This is a genomic window from Mastigocoleus sp. MO_188.B34, assembly GCF_030065675.1.
Classification (GTDB): Bacteria; Cyanobacteriota; Cyanobacteriia; order Cyanobacteriales; family Nostocaceae; genus Mastigocoleus.
This window is the reverse complement of the sequence record NZ_JASJDK010000059.1, coordinates 21,542-40,343: the sequence shown is the minus strand read 5'-3', so window position 1 is coordinate 40,343 and position 18,802 is coordinate 21,542. Positions and strand designations below refer to the sequence as shown.

Genomic DNA, 18,802 nt, shown 5'->3' with positions numbered 1-18,802 from the left:
CGTGACCGCATTTCTCAAGTTGAAAATGTTCCATCTTTAGGGACAATTATTCGGGAAAAATCTTCTTCTAACCCATTTGGTTGGTCATGGATGCCTCAATAACCCTTACCCCGAAATTTTGAGGGGATACAAGTGTTTCTTGAAAGACGTTCAATTGAACATCTTTATCGAGGAACCTTTTGCAATCATTCATTTATTGAATTGGTATTATTTTCTCATTGATAAATGTTCGCACTTATCTACTCCTTTTGCGACATTTGCCAATAATTCATCTGCTCAATCAAGAAATTGTGCTACTCGTGGATCGCTTAATCGGTAAACTACATAACGTCCCTGTTGCTCGCCCACAACTAGTTCGCAGCTGCGCAGACACGCAAGGTGGTTAGAGACGTTGGATTGGGTCAGTCCCATTGGTGAGAACTTAAAGAAGAACGCCAAAAGTCAAGATGCAATTTACAAAAGACAATAAACAGCTAAAAGGCTGATAAATGATAGATTTGAGCTTGGTGTATGAATTATTTCCAAGCAATGAGTAGCAAGAAAACAAACAGAGACCATGGGAAGAAGAAACATCATCCACTGATTGAGAGCGAAAAACAAACACAAAAAATTGATTGTTGCCCCTTTCCCTGACCGACAAAGAGGACAGATAACTTTTTCTTCCAAAACCCCTTGACATCTTGCTCTCCAGCTTAAGTTCTCACCAATGCTCTTATAGTGAAATTAGTTGTTTGAAAAATTCAGGGTCATATTTGGCTTTTTCCCAATGAGCAGCATCTCTTACCTGTTGTGGAGTTAACCCTTTTGCATCCCTAAGATTTGTACTGGTGAGATCTGTATTACTCAGGTCTGCACCACTAAGGTTTGCACAACTAAGGTTTGTGTTACTGAGATCTGCACCACTAAGGTTTGCGTCACTGAGATATGCACGTTCAAGGTCTGCATAACTCAAGTCCACACCGCTAAGATTTGCATGACTGAGTTTTGCACGATTGAGCTTCGCGTGACTAAGTTTTGCATGACTCAGGTCTGTGTCATTGAGGTATGCACCGTTGAGTTGTGCATAATTAAGGTCCATTTTACTGAGCTTGTTACCCGTAAGCTCTACCTGACTTAGATCTGCACCCATGAAATCTACACCACTGAGAATCGCACCCCTCAGACCAGCCTTAGTAAGGTTCGCATTCCTGAAGATGGCGTCTTTAAGGTCAGTATCACTGAGAATTGCACCGCTGAGTTTTGCATTACTGAGGTCAGCATTCCTGAGAATTGAACCACTCAGATAAGCTCCATTGAGATTGCTATCCCAAAGTATTGCACCAGTTAGGTTACTTTCGCTCAAATCTAAGCAGTTTTCTTCACCTTGCTGATAGTTTTTCCTTCTCCTGGTAATAATAGTTAGAATTGCTTGGATATCTATTGATGCTCTAGTTGTACCTTGTTTATTTTGATGAGATTTTTCTCGCACATAAGCAGTTAGAATTTCCATTATTTGCCAATAGTCTTGATCGGAGTCCTTAGAAATCCGTTCAAGCGCATAAATTCCACCCAATCTAACATGGATATCTGCATGTCCTAACATCTCAACGGCTTTAGCAAAGCGTTCTGTAATTTGCTTGTCTTCTATGACTTTTAAGTTGACTTCGGCAACTTTTAAATTTCGCCATGTAAAGTAAGCTGTAATAACAAAAAATATTCCCCCTAAGCCTTGAATAATAATGGTGCGGCTAGCATTTTCTTGGATTAAGCGTTTTTCCTCATCAACAATACCAGCATCGTTAATTTGCCATCTGGGCAAGATAATCACTATCGCACCCACAACAAACAAAGAACCTACAATACTCAATAAAATACAAAGTTTTTTAAGGGAGCTAAGATTAATCAAGGTTTTAGGACTAGCTACTTTTAGATTTGTCAGAACCAAGGCAATACCTTTAGTTTTACTCATACGAATTTTCAAAAGTACTAATATTTATCAAAATTAAAAGCTTGTATGAGGTCAAACAAATCAGGGAATATACTGTAATTCAAAAAAACCTAGAATTAAACCTAAATTCAGCAAAAGTACCTCTCTCCCTTCAGGGATACTGTTAATAGCGGCGCGTTAAGCTTACTTCAACCAATTATGAAAAAATCATCTGATGCAAGATTGTATGCTTATGCAACTCAACGTAATCGTCAACCAATTCTAGAAGTACTTTTGCAAGTACTACCACCAAACGGTACTGTACTCGAGATTGCTAGTGGTACAGGGGAACATGCTGTTTTCTTCGCTCCTCAGCTAAATAAACATAAATGGCTTACCTCCGAACCGAATCCCCAATTACGTGCTAGTATCAATGCTTGGTATCAACACAACCCCACAGATAATTTTTATCCACCACTTAATATTGATGCTCGCGATCCTGTTTGGTCTGCAGAAACTCAAATCGATCCAGATTTGCTTCCAATTATTGCGATAGTTAACATTAACATGATTCACATCTCGGATTGGTCTGCATGCTTGGGACTAATGGCTGGTGCTAGTCGTATTTTACCTGCTGAGGGTATTCTCTATCTCTATGGTCCTTTTAAACAAGGTGGTAAACACACTGCACCAAGCAACGAAGCGTTCGATCGCAACCTAAAAATGCAAAATCCAGATTGGGGAGTGCGAGATCTAGAAGATACCATTGCTGCTGCCAATGAGCAGAATTTAAAATTGAAAAAAATATATCAAATGCCTGCTAATAACATTTCTGTCATATTTGAACGTTGCAAGTAATACTATTTGTGACATCCACCAACATTTTTCTAAAATTGTCAATATTTCTACCCGCAAGCAGTAGACCAAAGGGGAAGTATTTGTTTACAATAGTTGTAGACCTCACTAGTTGTGTGTTTTAGAACTTGGTTGCATTTTGGTCAGGGAGTGAGAGCCTTGGCCATTTTTTTTATTTTATTAAACTTAAAATATTTACACTGAAAGTATTACATTTATTATAATACTTCTTGCATCAGTGTAATTACTTGTTTATATATTTTTTCATTTTCGAGCTTGGGTAATTAGATATCAAGCTTTTTAGTACTCATACAAAAATAAGTGAATTTGAAAATTGATATTTGATTTTGATTGTGTTTGAAAAGCAAGTGAAGGCTAGTTAAGGCAGAATAATATTAAAAGATACAGATTTCTCAATTACTTAGATTTCTGAACAAGTTGGATTTGAACCCCCAAAATTTAGTCAGCAACTAATTAAGGGCAAACTGTATTTTAATTTGTCTGTCCGTTTTATTTTTCGACTTTATCTGTCGATTTGACCGACACGATGAATATTGATAATGTCACTCATTTTTTTGATTTGGCTAAAAACCTGTTCTAATTGATAGCGATCGCTAATTTCTATTCCCAAGTCAATCAATGCTGGTTGATTATGACCGGTTTTGACAGTTGCATGACGAACATTGATTCCTTGATCGCTTAAACGTGAAAGAATATCTTTGAGAACTCCCACTCGATCGAGTGCTTCTATCTGCACGTTGACTGGATAAGTTTGGGTATGACGACATCGACGATTCGCAGTTCCACAGTTCCAACTCACAGGTACTAGACGTTCGGAGTCAACAGTTTCTAAATTGCGACATCCTTGACGATGAATGGTAATTCCTCTACCTCGAGTAACCGCACCAACTATCGGTTCGCCAGGAATTGGGGTACAGCAGCCTGCGAGATGATAAACTAAACCCTCAATTCCAATGATGGGAGAATCACTAGCACGAGAAGTTTTAATTGCTGCATCTCGTGATGTTTTACTGCTCTCTTTGGGCAGATGTTCTATTTCTTCCGTTTCAGATACTAGTGGTTGTTGTGCTTTAATAATTTCTCGCCAGCGGTTAAGGACTAAGTTTAAAGTAATTTCGCCATACCCCAAAGCTGCGATTAAATCATCTACACTGTGATAATTGCATCTGTGCGCCACATTTTGCATTGGTTCAGACTTAAGCACGGAATCAAAACCTTTTTTGCCTAATTCTTTTTCCAACAATTCTTTCCCACGAGCAATATTTTCCTCGCGTCGGGAGCGTTTGTACCATTGCTTAATTCTATTTTTGGCGGCGGAAGTGGCTACAAAATTTAACCAATCTAAACTGGGGTGACAATTCTTATTTGTAATTATTTCAATGATGTCACCATTTTTTAGTCGAGATGAAAGTGGTACCATTTTGCTATTTATTTTTGCCCCAGCGCAATGATTCCCAACCTCTGTATGAATACGATAGGCAAAATCTACCGTTGTAGAACCCGGACTCAGAGAAATAACATCACCTTCGGGAGTAAAGACATAAACATCATCTTCAAATAGATTATTTTTGATGTTATCTAGATATTCTTGAGCATCCTTGAGATCGTTTTGCCATTCTAATAACTGACGCAACCAAGTAAATTTTTCATCTTCTGGAGTCCAAGAAGTATTTAGAGAACCACCAGTTTCTTTATACTTCCAATGGGCTGCAATACCATACTCAGCAACTTGATGCATTTCTAGAGTACGAATTTGCACCTCCAAAGGACTACCCCAAGGTCCTATTACTCCAGTATGCAATGATTGATAGCGGTTGGGCTTCGGCAAACCAATATAGTCTTTAAATCTGCCGGGAATTGGTCGAAAAGAATCGTGAACTACAGCTAAAGCACGATAACATTCTTCATTAGAATTAACTATGATTCGCAAGGCTGCTAAGTCATATATCTCGTGAAATTCTTTATTTTGTCGCTGCATCTTTTGATAAATACTATAAAGATGCTTGGGACGACCGCTTAAATCAAAACACTTAATCCCAGCTTCTGCCAATTTATTACGCAGAGTTTCTGAGACTTTTTTCAATCTCTCTTCTCTTTCGGCGCGCTTAGCTGCTACAAATTTTTGAATTTGACGAAAAGATTCCGTTTCTAGATATTTAAAAGCTAAATCTTCCAGTTCCCACTTGATACGCCAGATCCCCAAGCGATTTGCCAATGGAGCAAAAATATCTCTGGTTTCTTGAGCGCTGCGAAGGCGACTTTTCTCCGACATATGGTCTAAAGTTCGCATATTGTGGAGACGGTCTGCTAACTTCACCACAATTACCCGGATATCTCGCGCCATCGCCAAAAACATTCGTCTGAAGTTCTCAGCTTGACTTTCTGTTTTATTCTTGAAGTTAATCTTGGAAAGCTTTGTCACGCCCTCAACTAGACGACTAACTTCGGAGCCAAAGCGTTCTTCAATTTCTTCAATGGTTACATCTGTATCCTCCACTACATCATGTAAAAACCCAGCTGCTATCATATCAGCACTGCCACCTAAGTCACGCAACATGCCAGCGACAGCAACGGGATGGATAATGTATGGTTCTCCTGATTTGCGATACTGTCCTTGATGCAATTGATAAGCAAAATCAAAAGCACCCGCAATCAGTCGATTGCGCTCGGACTCGCGTTGATTTTGGGCATCGTCACTTACTTGTGATGATGCTTGCAAACAATCTTTTAACCATTCAGGAAGGGGAATATCGATTGGTGTAGTTGTAAGTGTACAGTTCATACTATACAGACTTGCTTGTACTCAGTTTTAAAGTTGGTAAATTAGGCAAAAACAATGAGATTACTGCCCCCAATACTTTTGCAAATGCATTTAGATAAACAAAGCTTTGGGTGAGAGTTTCCCTTCACTACTTATTCATTCCTGTATAGTGTGGGATTCAAGCATAATAATCTCTTGATTTGATAAATGGCAAATAAATTGCAAAATCCGCCTCCCAACAACAGCAGGCAGAAAATTTGGTAAAAAAGTCAAAAAAGTTTATTGTGAAAAAAAAATAACTTGTTTCTAATACTATACTAATTAGCCTTAGATGTCTCTCTATTTTGAAAAATATAACTTGTTTGCAAATTTGTTAAATCAAATACGTGAAGAACTTGATAGTTCTCAAACGAACATAGATAAACAAAAACTGCGTCAAGCTTTTATTTCCTTGAAACATTTTTATCTGGAAAAAATATTATCTGCAAAAACAGATATAGTCAATAATTCTTATTCTCAGCAAGAGCAATCTTATTTGACAGAAATCAGTAAACAGATGCGATTGCTGGAAATGGACATAACTTTTTTCCAGGGCGCTCGCCAAATTGGTACTCTCAAAGGGCGATTAGAATCAATTCATAAACGCTTAAGTACTCTACTAAAATATTGCGATAATTTGACACAATCTACGGGTGGGGGAAACTCGTAATTAAATTCACTATTGAACTGAAATATTTATTTTTGTTTGTATTTTAAAGTACACAGTTTTTATCTGTCTTTTTTAGCCCGTAAAGAATTGAAACTTGTTTTCTGTATGATTAAGTACAAAACAAAATCCAACTTTGTGGTTAGGGAAAATCTGGAGCTTTTTACTTGAGCTTACTACTGCATAATAGTAGAAAAAAACTACACAGAAACAGTACTTAGAAATTCACAACCAGAAATCAAATATAATACAGGTATTTACTACTGGTAAAGCTAAAAGATACTTCTCCTACTAGATAAATATATTTAATCTGCTACAGTATTTGCAATTTCCAACTCGAAAAATTAATAGCACTTAGCTAATCATCGATCGCTAACTATGAGTGAAGCTTTATTTCGTATTGAAAATTTGCGGGTATCATACCCCCATCGTGGTAATGAAAAACCACATTGGGCGGTTGATAATGTGTCTTTTGTTCTGGAAGCTGGGAAAAAAATGGGGTTGGTAGGGGAATCAGGTTGTGGAAAATCAACCCTGGGACGGGCAGCCATGAGGTTATTACCCCCAAAAAGCCGAGTTGAAGGTCGGGTAATTTTCCAGGGACAGTCAGTATTTGATATGTCTCCAGAAGATTTAAGAAAATTTCGCGGTGAAGCAGTGGGTTTAGTTTTTCAAGATCCCATGACACGGCTGGACCCATTGATGACGATAGGCAATCATTGTTTGGAGACTTTGCTGAGCCATTCTCCAAATTTATCTCGCAAAGAGGCGAAAAAAGTTGCGATTGAAACTTTAGAAAAAGTTAATATTCCTGCAAATCGTTGGGGTCAATATCCCCATGAATTTAGTGGTGGGATGCGTCAAAGGGTTGCAATTGCTTTAGCTTTACTACTCAAACCCAAATTAATTGTTGCTGATGAGCCCACTACTAGCTTAGATGTGACGGTATCGGCGCAAATATTGCAGGAGCTTACCCGCTTGTGTAGTGAAGAAAATATGGCTCTGCTACTAATTTCCCACGATTTAGCATTAATTGCAGAGTACTCTGACGATATTGGGGTCATGTATGATGGCAAAATCGTAGAAATGGGTGCTTCGAAAGATGTTTTTGGGCGACCGCAACATCAATATACTCGTTCCTTGCTGGAAGCTGCTTTACACGTACAAACTATAGATGATGGTGAATTTCAACCCCAAGTCTCTTCTGTAGGAACTAATGGAAGCGATGATAATATCACAAATTCTGAAAATCCTATTTTGCGAATTAGCGAATTACGTCAGCACTTTTCCATTGAACCAAACCTTATAGAAAGATTATTTAAAGGAGAAGGTCAAACCATCAAAGCTGTGGATGGAATTAATTTGGAGTTATATCCTGGAGAAATCTTGGGATTAGTTGGAGAATCTGGTTGCGGTAAAAGTACTTTGTCGCGGACAATCTTACAGTTGCTCCAACCAACAGATGGGAAAGTTGAATTTTTAGGAAAAGATTTAACTACTTTATCCCGCCGCGATATTCGTTCCCAAAGGCGACAAATGCAAATGGTGTTTCAAGATCCCCATGCTTGTCTTAACCCAACAATGACAGTGGGACAAAATATTGCAGATCCTTTACTCATTCATAAACTTGCAGAAAAAAGTCAGGTGAAGGATGAAGTCATTTCCATGTTGGAAAAAGTTGGTTTAACTCCCCCATCGATTTATTACGAACGTTACCCGTCTGACTTGTCTGGAGGACAACAACAAAGAGTTGCGATCGCTCGTGCTTTAATTACTCGTCCCAAGTTATTGATTTGTGACGAACCTGTGAGTATGTTGGATGCTAGTGTCCAGTCTCAGGTTCTAGACTTGATGTTAGAGTTAAAAGATGAATTTGATTTAACTTATTTGTTTATTACCCATGATTTATGGCTTGCAAGATTTTTGTGCGATCGCATTGCTGTGATGAATGGAGGTAAAATTGTTGAAATTGGTCCAACCAAAGAAATTTTTGCTGCTCCCGAACATGAGTATACCAAGACTCTTTTAGCTGCTGCACCTTTACTTGCGAGAGTGTGACGCAGATTGGAAGTAATGAGTAATAAGTAATGAGTAATGAGTAATGTTAGCACCTAGCGGTAGCGTACTGTAGGTATTATGGGGCGCGTTAGCAAAGTGGGAAGGGAGTTAGGAGTTATGAGCTATAAATAAGATTTTTGATTTGTTATTAAGTTTACTCTGATTTTCTCGTCGAAAAGTAACGGGAGATACTTGCATCCAACGCTTGAATGCATTACAAAATACAGCTACAGCTTAGATTTTGCTGTGGGGTATTTAGATATAAAATAAAGTTCTTGTCTCCCTGAGGCTTTCTAAACTCTCCAAACTCCCATGCTTCTTATCCTCGCTCAGCAAAATAAATTTGCTCGATCGCTACATCAATTCCCTGAGTAAATCATCCATTGGATAATCCCGATCTTTAAAGTCTAATGAAACTTCAGATCTAGTTAAAGGAAAAGGTGGCAAAAGCTCACCTTTTTCCTTACTTTCCAGTCGCCACCAAAGGGTTTGGACAACAATATCTTTTCCATCAACTGATTCAAAATTAACTTCGGCAATGTTATTCAATCCAACAATTTCTTTACCATAATTTTTGCCAAATTCGTGATGATGCTCATTTGTCGCAAGCGCTAAATATTGCTGTAAAAATGGTTGACGATTTTGTCCGGGAAGAGGAGTAGGAATTGAGATTGAATCTTTAGTATCTGAATATTGAGGATTTGAATATTGAGAATTTGAATATTGAGAATTTGAATTTATGTAAAGAAAATCTTGTTGGATGTTTTCCTGCTTAGCATCAATAAAATCAGTACGATACCACCACTGAGGTTTTTTAATAATTTCTAATTTTTTTAAGCCACCGCGTTTTTTTAATAAATCTAACTTTGCTGGATTATTACAAGAAGATACTAATGGAATTGGTTGCATTGCTTCATTAATTGCAGTGTAACAAACTCCCAGACTTAGTTCTTCTTTTTGTGGATTTTCCCACCCCAAAACCCCTGCACCTGCTGAATTCATCAATAAACGGAAAGGAACAAAACCTTTCTTATGTAAAGAATGGCTTCCACCAATACCTTTTTTTTCATTTTTGAGAGAACTACTCGTGAATTGAGCGATCGTAAGTTCGATATTGATATTTGTTGTAGCTTCAAAAGGTTTCGTTGCACGATACTGTAAACGGGCACTAAAGCTGTAATGTACATCGCCTGATAAAATCACTACTTTATTTTGCTTATTTGGTAGTCCCCTTAACGCCATACGCGACAATATTCTTTCAAATGCACTTTCTTCTAATCCCCATGCCTCAGTGTCAAAACCCCATGCAGCACTACCAAACTTTTCAGATATATTTTTAGCTACTTTTTGTAGGTTTTCCATAAAAGGAACTCCCACTACAGGACCAGCTGAGATCGCTAAAGTAACTTCAATGTCTGGATCTCGGGGTACATTAGAAATTTGTTCATCGTAAGCATCAACGTGCAAAAGTCCAGGAAAATCAAAATTATTTTTTCCAGGAAATTCCCTTTGAGTGCGGGTATCAAGCACTAAAACTTCATACTTGGGTCCAGTTACTATATAGTGCCAAGTTAATGCTTCGGGATCTCGTGGTAATCTTGGAGGATAAGTTTGAGTAATCTCAGCAAAATTGGGTAAGCCTATAAGTTTGCTAATATTTGCTTCTTGTTTTCCATCTGTTCCTGCAGATCTTGACCATAACTCGGTTGCTTGAAGTAAACCCCAACCAGCCTTCCCTTCTGTAAATTGTTCTGGTGTATTACCCCAACCTTGACAAAGTGCATAGCTCAGCATGCCATTTTGTAAGATTCTTCTTCCTAAGGGTTTATTTAAAATGCGATTGCACCATGCTACATTAAGATACCAATCATCAGTTATTTCGTGATCGTCAAAAATTGTGTATGTGGGAATATTTGCCAAAGCACGTCTGACCTGCTTAAGAGTTGCCCAAAATTTCTTGATATATCTAACTTCTTGTTGAAAAGTACTTTTACTTCCCTCAGAAATCCCTTGGATCGAAGAGTCCAGATTGGAATAAACATCTTCAAAATTGGGAAAATTTTGTGGCTCCACCCACAAAACATCACTCCAAGCAAATAAATACATTGTACAAAATTCACCAAGGGTGAATAAATGACTTTTGGCGAGATTAGAAATTGTGCCAACTTTTCCAATGCTTGCTGTAAGACCAGCAATATGCGTGGCGATACTATTTCTTTGACCGGGATTCAACTGCTGGAGATTTTCAACATCTGGTAGCTTTTCTGACCAACCTAATAATGCCTTTTCAGCATCCATCAACATAAATAGTAAAACATCTGCCACATCATCAGCATAAATTTGGTCGCCGGTGAGAAATAATTGATGGGGTCGTTTTTTTGGATCTCGCGCCAATGCTTCGCCAATCATTTTATCCAGACTAGCTAAAGCATCTATGCTTTCACCATGTGGTTTGCGACAAGAACCATGAACCAAACGTAATTCTTGTAAAGCTTTGGGTACAATGGGAAAACTAGGTAGCTGATATTCAGGGTAAACAATATCTTCGACAGAACCCTCTGATGTTAATATACCTGGCGTTCTTAGACTCCTGCCATCATCAAAACCCAAATCGTAAAGATACTGTTTGCCATATTCGAGAATTTTGACATTATTTTTAGCTGTTACTGCAACAATATGTAAATTTTGACCAACTTGAATAGTTCTTCGACTGCCTGCAAATAGAATATTTCCATCCAAATCGAATATTTTTAAAGTCACATTATGACTTTCTTTTAAAGCAATCCAAACAGTAACGGCATCAGGTTGGGTACATCGTACCATTGGTCCTGCCAGGACAAGTGGTATTTGATGAATGCGCTCTTGCAATGATTTCCATCCCATGGAACTAGTACCCTAACAACTGTATTTGACTAAATCAGCCAATACCTTTTAGGATAGCGATGCCGTGATTATGGGACAAGAAAATTTTTTGCTCCAAAATACAAAATCTCAGCATTTCAGATTAACTTCGGTGACGGATAACTAAATTATTTTTTTGAAAACTCACACCTGTAATCCTACCAATTCCAAATTTCCTTAACTGTGAATTTAATGAATCTGATAACCGCTTGCGGGTACGTTGATTATTCAATTGGGCGCGGAGATTACTTTCTATTGTTGAGGCAATACGCTTTTTATACTTAAACATTCGATTGCAGATATCTGTACCTTTGATATTACAGACTCCACCTGCTTGAATTTCAGCATCAAATTTTACATCTATGTCATCATAACTCAAACGACCGAGATTATCCTTTACAGGTTTGAGATAAACATCCAATCGCATATTATTCATTTGAATATCTGGCGCACCTCGGTCGCCAAAGTCAACAAATCTACCTGTGTGGAAACCTTTCAACTCAGTACCATTGCTTTCAAAAAACAAACTCAATTTGAAAGTATTCTTTTCTTTCGTAACATTGAGTCGTGAAAGCTTAATATTGTCAACATAATATCGTAATGTTCCATAAGCACGAGCTCTGACAGTTGATTCGGGAATATCGAACTTTTGTTTCTTCCCACCTAAAGTTTTACTTAATTGAATATAAGAAGCATTTTTCTGATGCCAACTTTTACCCTTTTTTGAACCAAGATTATGTAAATAAATTTTACTTCCTTTAAACACATTTTCAATAAGCTGAGTAATAATGTTAGTCCTGATACGTGTTACCTGGCTCAGATTTTGAGCAACGATCAAATTATCATTACCGAGAGATAAAGCAGTTTCAGCTAATTGTTTTTCTTGACGGTCATCTACTTTCTCTCTTGCTATAAATATTTCATTTTGGGATATTCTTGCAGAAGCAGAACCAATCATCCATTTTGCAATTACAGCTACAAGAAAAATAGATTTAATAGATTTATTTAACATCCTTCTGACCTAGCAAATTCAAGGATAAATAACCAATAAATTACAGGCTAGTAATTTTTACATAACAACAATATATTAATCTGTATAATATTGCAGCTAACTCATAACTATCCATTGAAATTAAGAACAATACTTAATCGACAAAAATTAGATAAATACTGTGTTTTTACTCAACCATAGAGAATGTAAATGGGTATCATATAGCGCACCTCTGCAGATGCGTGAATGAATAAATTCTTCTAGAGGAACGACATGATCGCCTTAGGATCATACGGTCAGTGCAAAATGTGCCGCTTGCGCTTTTTATTAATGATTTAGGATTGCTATAAATTCAAATTCATTTTCAAGTATAAACTAGCATCTATCAAGTTGTGTAAAATACGCCCAGTTTTGAAAAGTACGCATAACGTATAGCTTTTTGAAGTCAATAAGGTATTACAGCAACAGAAGTGTCCCCTTGGGAGGATGGCCCTCGAGAGGAAAATCTCTACAATAATTCCTAGATGTGCCTGTTATTCAATATTTAAAAATTATGTCGATCCTGATTTAATCGTTCGATTTTTACGCGTAAGCACCTATAAGATACTATCAAAATTAATTCAAACAATCGCCTGATAAATTTGAGCAAAGAATTTAGGATTTATAGTTAAATTTTAGTAATTTATGAAGTAACTTTAATCCTCAGGGAAAGTCTCTATGCGAAAATCAACATTAAATACGAGTAATAGTTTCTGAGATAATTCATGCAATTCATGGTGGATCAAACCCTGGGTGGACGCTACCGTATGATTAAATTACTGGGGCAAGGGGGTTTTGGGGTTACTTTCTTAGCTGAAGACATTCAGCGTCCAGGAAATCCCAAATGCGTTGTCAAACAATTTAAACCGATGTCTACCGACTCGAAAACTTTCGATGCTGGTAAACGTTTGTTTCATCGGGAAGCTCAAACCTTAGAAAAGTTAGGAGTTCACAAGCAAATACCACGACTGCTGGCGCACTTCGAAGAAGAGCAACAATTCTATTTGGTGCAAGAATATATAGAAGGTCACGACCTCGAACAAGAATTACTCTCGGGACAAAAGTTTAGTGAAGATGAAGTTATTAAACTTTTACAAGATATTTTAGAGGTCTTAATATTTGTTCACGATAATAATCACATTCATAGAGATCTTAAACCTTCAAACATTCGCCGTCGTCCAGATGGAACAATTGTTTTAATAGACTTTGGGGCTGTCAAACAAATTAGTACCCAGATGATCAATTCCCAAGGAGGTACCAGTTACAGTGTGGCAATTGGTACTCGTGGTTATATGCCAGGAGAGCAAGCACAAGGCTTTCCTCAATTTAATAGTGACATCTATGCGCTTGGAGTGATTGCGATTCAGGCTTTGACTGGAACAACACCTCACAACTTAGTGACGGATCACCAAACAGGGGAGATTGATTGGCGTCATAGCTTAAATGTCGTAGTGAATCCAGAATTAGGTGATATTTTGGATGGGATGATACGCTATGATTTCCGACAACGCTATCGTAATGCAAGGATGGTACTTGATGCTTTAAATAGTCTTTCTGCTCCTGTCATGTGCACAAAGACTCTTTATGGTAATCCATTGCAGAATAAAATAAACAAGAGTGGTAATCCAATTCGTTTTTCTTCAAAGCTTATCAAAATATTTATAGGCTTGGGCGTCACTGCAAGTCTTGCTGCAGGTTTTGTTGTTTGGAACAAATTTAGTCCTCAAAACGAACAATTGGAAATAGCACAACCTGTAGAAACTTTTTCTACTTATGAAAATGAGACTCGGGGTATCAAAATTAAATATCCTACCATTTGGGAAGCACAAGATATAGAAGATCCAATTGCTACAAATGTTGTTATTTTTAATTCACCCCATCAGAATTCTCAAGATAATTTTCTCGAACATTTAACTATTAGTGTGAGGAAATCTCCAGGTACTTTAGAAGATTCTCAAGAATTATTTCTCAATATAATCAAAGATAATTTTCCAGAAGTAAAAATAGTTAAAAATGATACAGCAACTTTAGCCTATAGGCCTGCTAATAAATTAATTTATACTCATGAAGATAGAGGAAGAACTTTTAAAAGTTTATTGATTTGGACCTTGAAAGGTGACAGGGCATATACTATTACATACACAGCAACAATTGATGAATATGATACTTTTATTCAAGATGTGAATCAGATGATTGAATCATTTGAAATCAGATAGCTGTTAATCATGAATTGGTAAATATCTCCCCTGGGTTCAGGATTGTAACTGTTACTTTAGTAATGGACTGGATGATTGATATTTAAAAGTACAATCTTTTGGATCACTGCTCCTGAAGCTTCTCAATTAACTTTTGAGCTTTGTGATAATCATCTTCTTTACCTTGCTTGCGAAAAACATCTGCAGCTGTTTTTAAATCTTGAATTGCTCCTTTTTTATCACCAGAACGCAAACGAGCTAGACCCCGGTTACCATAAGCTTGTGCATAGCCAGGGTTAATTTTTAATGCCAGATCGTAATCAAAAATCGCTCCTCTATCGTCTCCCAAGCGGGAACGAGCAACGCCACGATTATAATAAGCTTTAGCATTTTGAGGATTGAGTTCTAAACTTCTACTAAAATCCTTAATTGCCCCTTGTTTATCTCCTAGACGAAATCGGGCTATAGCCCTGCTATCGTATGCTTGTACATCGTCAGGCTTAATATTTAAAGCTTGATCGTAATCAGCAATTGCTTTTTCTTTTTTTCCCAAGTACAAATAGGCTTTACCCCGGTTGAGATAAGCATCAGCAATATTAGGATTTATTTGCAAAGCTTGATCGAAATTGGTAATGGCTTGCTCGTAATCCTTCGATTTTAAACGAGCAATACCTAAGTTTACATAAGCTGTAGAATGTTGAGGGTTAATTTGTACGGCTTGTTCGAAATCTTTAATTCCTTCTGATAAACTTCCCAAAGCAGAACGAATTACACCGCGATCGTTATATGCATCTGTATATTGGGGATTAATGCTGATTGCTCGGTTATAAGCAGCAATTGCTTCTTGAAAGTTTCCTGATTTAACCTCGGCTGAAGCTTTGATATAAAAATTATCTGCCTTAGATTTTGTAGAATGTTTATTAGTGGAACGAGTATTAGGGGAAACAAAACCTACATCAATCCCAGCATTTTTAGAGAATTGTAAAAAAGTACTGATGGGAATAGCTAAATTTTTCCCGGTTTTTAGATAAGCTCCGGTAGGTTTGGGTGTTAATTCTTGGTTTTGAGAATTGTCTCCAAAACCGTGGATTCCAATAATTTCACCTTTCTCATTCAATACTGGTCCTCCACTCATACCTGGTGAAGCATCTATTCTGTAGGCTAAAGCATAACCTCCTGGTAATGCTTGGGAAGCATTTGCTGTAATTTTACCTGCTGGGGGAAAATTGTAAGGCAAAGTTTTTTTCTTATTTGCGGCTTTGGAAAAACCAGCAACATAAGTCGTTGCTCCTAAAGCAGTTGTACTGGAATTTCCTATTTTGGCAATAGAGTAATTATTATTACTTGTAAATTCCAGCAAAGCTAAATCTACATCCGGTATTTTTTTGATGTCCTTAAACTGTATTGCATGTTGTTTCCCATCTGGGGTCATAACAGTGTATTTATATTTTTGTTCTACAACACGTCGGGCAGTCAAGACAGTGTAAGTTGTACCCTCCTTTTTAATAAGTACTCCTGAGCCAGATTGATTTTTACCATCAATTAATACTGTAATTTCTCGAGCAATTTTTTCTACTTCACTATCAGATAAGCCTATTACTATTTGTGGTGTAGCTAATATCGTTAATGTGCCAACAACTATAGGATACAATGAATAACTGTGTCTCATTTATTGAATTCCGTAATTTTCCCTATAAATAAATACTTAACTATATAATATAATTTATTCCTTGTTTTCTATCTGAATAACTCTCCCAGACCAAAAATTGTTAGTTGAAATATATGTCATGCATATACTTGTAAATATCTAAATTTGATAGTATTATAAATGCAAAAAAAATATTGTAATAATTGTTAGCTTTTAATAAAAATAAAATTATAATACCTGTTTATTAATTTATAATAATTTAATTTATATTTGAAATTTTAAAAATTTTAGAATTGTGTTTCAATCTAAATCATCATTAATCCATGAGTAACTTTTATTTTACGCCCCAGGTAATGATTTTAGCGAAATAAATGATTTTTGAATTATGTTAATATCAAGACACCCATAACACCAATTATAAATTTATAATTTCGCGAATATTTTTGATTGATTTTTGTATATACAGCAAATCTCTTTAATTTGTATTAGATTATCCGATAATAAAAAGTGATTTATGCATATTTATTGAAGATTATTGGGATTTATGAGATCTGATTAAAGAATATTTGCAAAGTATAATGCTTGATTAAGTAGCTATGCATAATTAAATGTAAGATAATAAATAATATAGTATTGAGCTAAAAACTAGACTCAAATTTAATTTTCCTTTTCATAAAAGAGAGGAAAGTTCAAATTAGTGTGTTACCCCATCCACAAGCTATTTTTAAGAAAGCGATTGCAAGCAGTATTTGCCTGTCACTCTGACTTAAAATGCTTTGTGAACTGATTATTATGTACCTTAGCATTTGCTAAATATGCGTGAGGTGGATAGTATACGCACGGTACATATTAGATTGGTTCAGCTTTGTTGTATCTACTACTTTAGTGTAACTGAATCAACTAGTATGACTGAATTAGTAGCCATGGAGCAGTGCAAATTAGGGATTAATTTCTTAGTTTTGTACTACAAGATGTCGGTGAAGTAAATCTCTCTTCAAGGTAATGGTTCTCTATTGAGAGAAATCATACTTTTTTAGTGGGACGATATGGTTAATACTTTTCCCCACCAAACTCTGGTTTGTCTTAGAGGGTTAAAGTTTAGCGCCAACTTTAACTAGCAATCGTTCAACTTAATCTACTTATCTCAATGCTACACCCTATTTTAAGAATAGCCTTTTCAATATGAAATCTTCTCACAATTTGATTGATTCAGGACTTCGGTACCCTAGTAATTCGTTTGTAGTCACTACAAATTCAGATTCGCTAAGTTGGGATTCTCTTTATCTGTATTAGTTCTGAATCTGTATTAGTTCTGATGTACCTCTCAGGTAAAATTTAGAGACTTCGTAAAATCAAAATTTGTAAAATCAAAAACTGCTGATTATTTTCATATATTAATGACTCATAGTAGATCTATTTGCATAATAGATATAACGCTTCACCAAAAAACAATTGAGGATTTCGGGAATAAAATGCACCAACAGGTTTTTTCTCAAAATATATTTGACCTGATTCATGGCAAAGCACTTAGTATGGTGAATCAGGTAGAATTTCAAGAAAGATATTTGATGTGTTCCATGCAATTTATTTGCAAAATGGGAATTGAGGGAGCTTGATATTTTGAAATTTTTGTTTTGAAATTTTTGACGACCCAGCTAGATAAGGTAGTTATTTCTGGAATTAAGAACTCAAAAATGAACCAAGTATTACTCATTGCAAATAATAAACATTACAAAATAGTACTGTTGTTATGAAGCTACAATTAGTAAATAAGGAACTTCTACCTCGTGATTTTCGCTAAAAACTTCAAGTAGGTTTTTGGAAAGCGAGCAAAACTTCCTAGTTTAATTTTTTAGCTTCCAGGTATTTGCTAAATAAGGTCATAGATGTCAATATAAATCAGGCTTGAGGGTTGCTAATAGGCATTAACTGATGCTGAATAGCTATACGCTAGTGAATAATTATTGCAAGCTTGAAAACCCTTCATCCAGATCTAAAGTGGTACAAGAGCCAGTTCAACAAAAGCTTTGCTGAAAAGCTGTAATAGTTATGTAAATGAGGAAAATTATATTTCAAAAATGCTCTCACATATAGTCAACACAACTAAATACCAGATCTTTCACAATGGGAAAAGCTGTTTTATTCTCAAAATTATCCCAAGCCAAATGTGGCTTTTTCTCAGCGCTTATATATTCAGATTTGACACTTTATGAAGTGAAAGATTGAAGATGATGAAATTTAACTTAGATTATTTTGATCTATCTTTACTCTAAGTCTTATAATTCATATACTGTCTAAGTAAATGCTTTTATAAGTTAGTAGTGAATTAGAAAGTGCTTATATACGAACTGATATAGCTCTCTAACTTGTAAAAACTGTTGTAAATTCTGCTTTTCAGTATTGGCAAAAGTCTTCACTCTCCAGTATCAGTTATTATCTATCCACTATGCCGTTAGATTTGACTTAATATATTGAGAGGGTACTTCACCGAGCAAGATTATTGCCTACAAAAGAGTAGTTTAAAAGGCTAGTTCAGTGTATCTGCAGTTGTGAAATATAGTAAATTTTTATCGGGATGAGTGTTTCAAAGCATCAGATAGTTAGTAATTATACTCACCAACATTTTGGAGGTTAGTTTCTTGGAATTTTACCCAGCAGACTCGACCTTCGATCATTGTCCTGACCAAGTTAGATAGAGGATTAACCTTTGTGTCGCCAGTC

The 18,802-nt window shown here is 36.3% G+C and carries 10 protein-coding genes and 1 pseudogene; 5 read left to right on the top strand and 6 right to left on the bottom strand.

The annotated features are described in order from the left end of the window. Positions 1–276 precede the first annotated feature (276 nt). Positions 277–408: pseudogene (locus tag QNJ50_RS15255) on the bottom strand (ArsR family transcriptional regulator); the annotation flags it as partial. Between the two features lie 304 nt (positions 409–712). Next, positions 713–1,948, bottom strand: a complete 1,236-nt coding sequence (locus QNJ50_RS15250) for a pentapeptide repeat-containing protein (protein ID WP_300636635.1) — start codon at positions 1,946–1,948, stop codon at positions 713–715. Positions 1,949–2,125: 177 nt separating this feature from the next. On the opposite strand from QNJ50_RS15250, the gene QNJ50_RS15245 reads away from it, so the two are divergent. Continuing rightward, entirely contained in the window at positions 2,126–2,764 is a 639-nt protein-coding gene (locus QNJ50_RS15245; RefSeq protein ID WP_300636633.1) for a DUF938 domain-containing protein, read from the top strand. A 520-nt stretch (positions 2,765–3,284) separates the two neighbouring features. On the opposite strand, the gene QNJ50_RS15240 is transcribed toward QNJ50_RS15245, so the two are convergent. Next, positions 3,285–5,564, bottom strand: a complete 2,280-nt coding sequence (locus QNJ50_RS15240; RefSeq protein WP_300636631.1) for a bifunctional (p)ppGpp synthetase/guanosine-3',5'-bis(diphosphate) 3'-pyrophosphohydrolase — start codon at positions 5,562–5,564, stop codon at positions 3,285–3,287. A 310-nt stretch (positions 5,565–5,874) separates the two neighbouring features. Between QNJ50_RS15240 and patD the strand changes: the two genes are divergently transcribed. Together patD and QNJ50_RS15230 are read left to right on the top strand one after the other, a co-directional pair. After that, positions 5,875–6,252, top strand: coding sequence for a heterocyst frequency control protein PatD (patD, locus tag QNJ50_RS15235; RefSeq protein ID WP_300636629.1), 378 nt, complete (start codon positions 5,875–5,877; stop codon positions 6,250–6,252). 375 nt (positions 6,253–6,627) lie between these two features. Continuing rightward, positions 6,628–8,307: an ABC transporter ATP-binding protein gene (locus QNJ50_RS15230; protein WP_300636627.1), complete on the top strand. Its 1,680-nt coding sequence runs from the start codon at positions 6,628–6,630 to the stop codon at positions 8,305–8,307. 354 nt (positions 8,308–8,661) lie between these two features. Here the strand turns inward: QNJ50_RS15230 and QNJ50_RS15225 are convergent, their stop codons facing one another. Together QNJ50_RS15225 and QNJ50_RS15220 are read right to left on the bottom strand one after the other, a co-directional pair. Next, positions 8,662–11,190 (bottom strand): hypothetical protein, encoded by a 2,529-nt coding sequence (locus QNJ50_RS15225; RefSeq protein ID WP_300636625.1) that lies wholly within the window; start codon positions 11,188–11,190, stop codon positions 8,662–8,664. A 121-nt stretch (positions 11,191–11,311) separates the two neighbouring features. After that, positions 11,312–12,220, bottom strand: a complete 909-nt coding sequence (locus QNJ50_RS15220) for a hypothetical protein (protein ID WP_300636623.1) — start codon at positions 12,218–12,220, stop codon at positions 11,312–11,314. A gap of 752 nt (positions 12,221–12,972) precedes the next feature. On the opposite strand from QNJ50_RS15220, the gene QNJ50_RS15215 reads away from it, so the two are divergent. Continuing rightward, entirely contained in the window at positions 12,973–14,454 is a 1,482-nt protein-coding gene (locus QNJ50_RS15215) for a serine/threonine-protein kinase (RefSeq protein WP_300636621.1), read from the top strand. A gap of 103 nt (positions 14,455–14,557) precedes the next feature. Here QNJ50_RS15215 and QNJ50_RS15210 read toward each other — a convergent pair whose 3' ends face one another. Next, the gene (locus QNJ50_RS15210; RefSeq protein WP_300636619.1) at positions 14,558–16,102 is read right to left on the bottom strand and encodes a serine protease; all 1,545 of its coding nucleotides are present in this window, start codon (positions 16,100–16,102) and stop codon (positions 14,558–14,560) included. A gap of 1,451 nt (positions 16,103–17,553) precedes the next feature. Here QNJ50_RS15210 and QNJ50_RS15205 point away from each other — a divergent pair. Further along, positions 17,554–17,697 carry a hypothetical protein gene (locus QNJ50_RS15205; RefSeq protein ID WP_300636617.1) on the top strand — a complete coding sequence of 48 codons (144 nt, stop codon included), beginning with the start codon at positions 17,554–17,556 and terminating at the stop codon, positions 17,695–17,697. Positions 17,698–18,802: the final 1,105 nt, after the last annotated feature.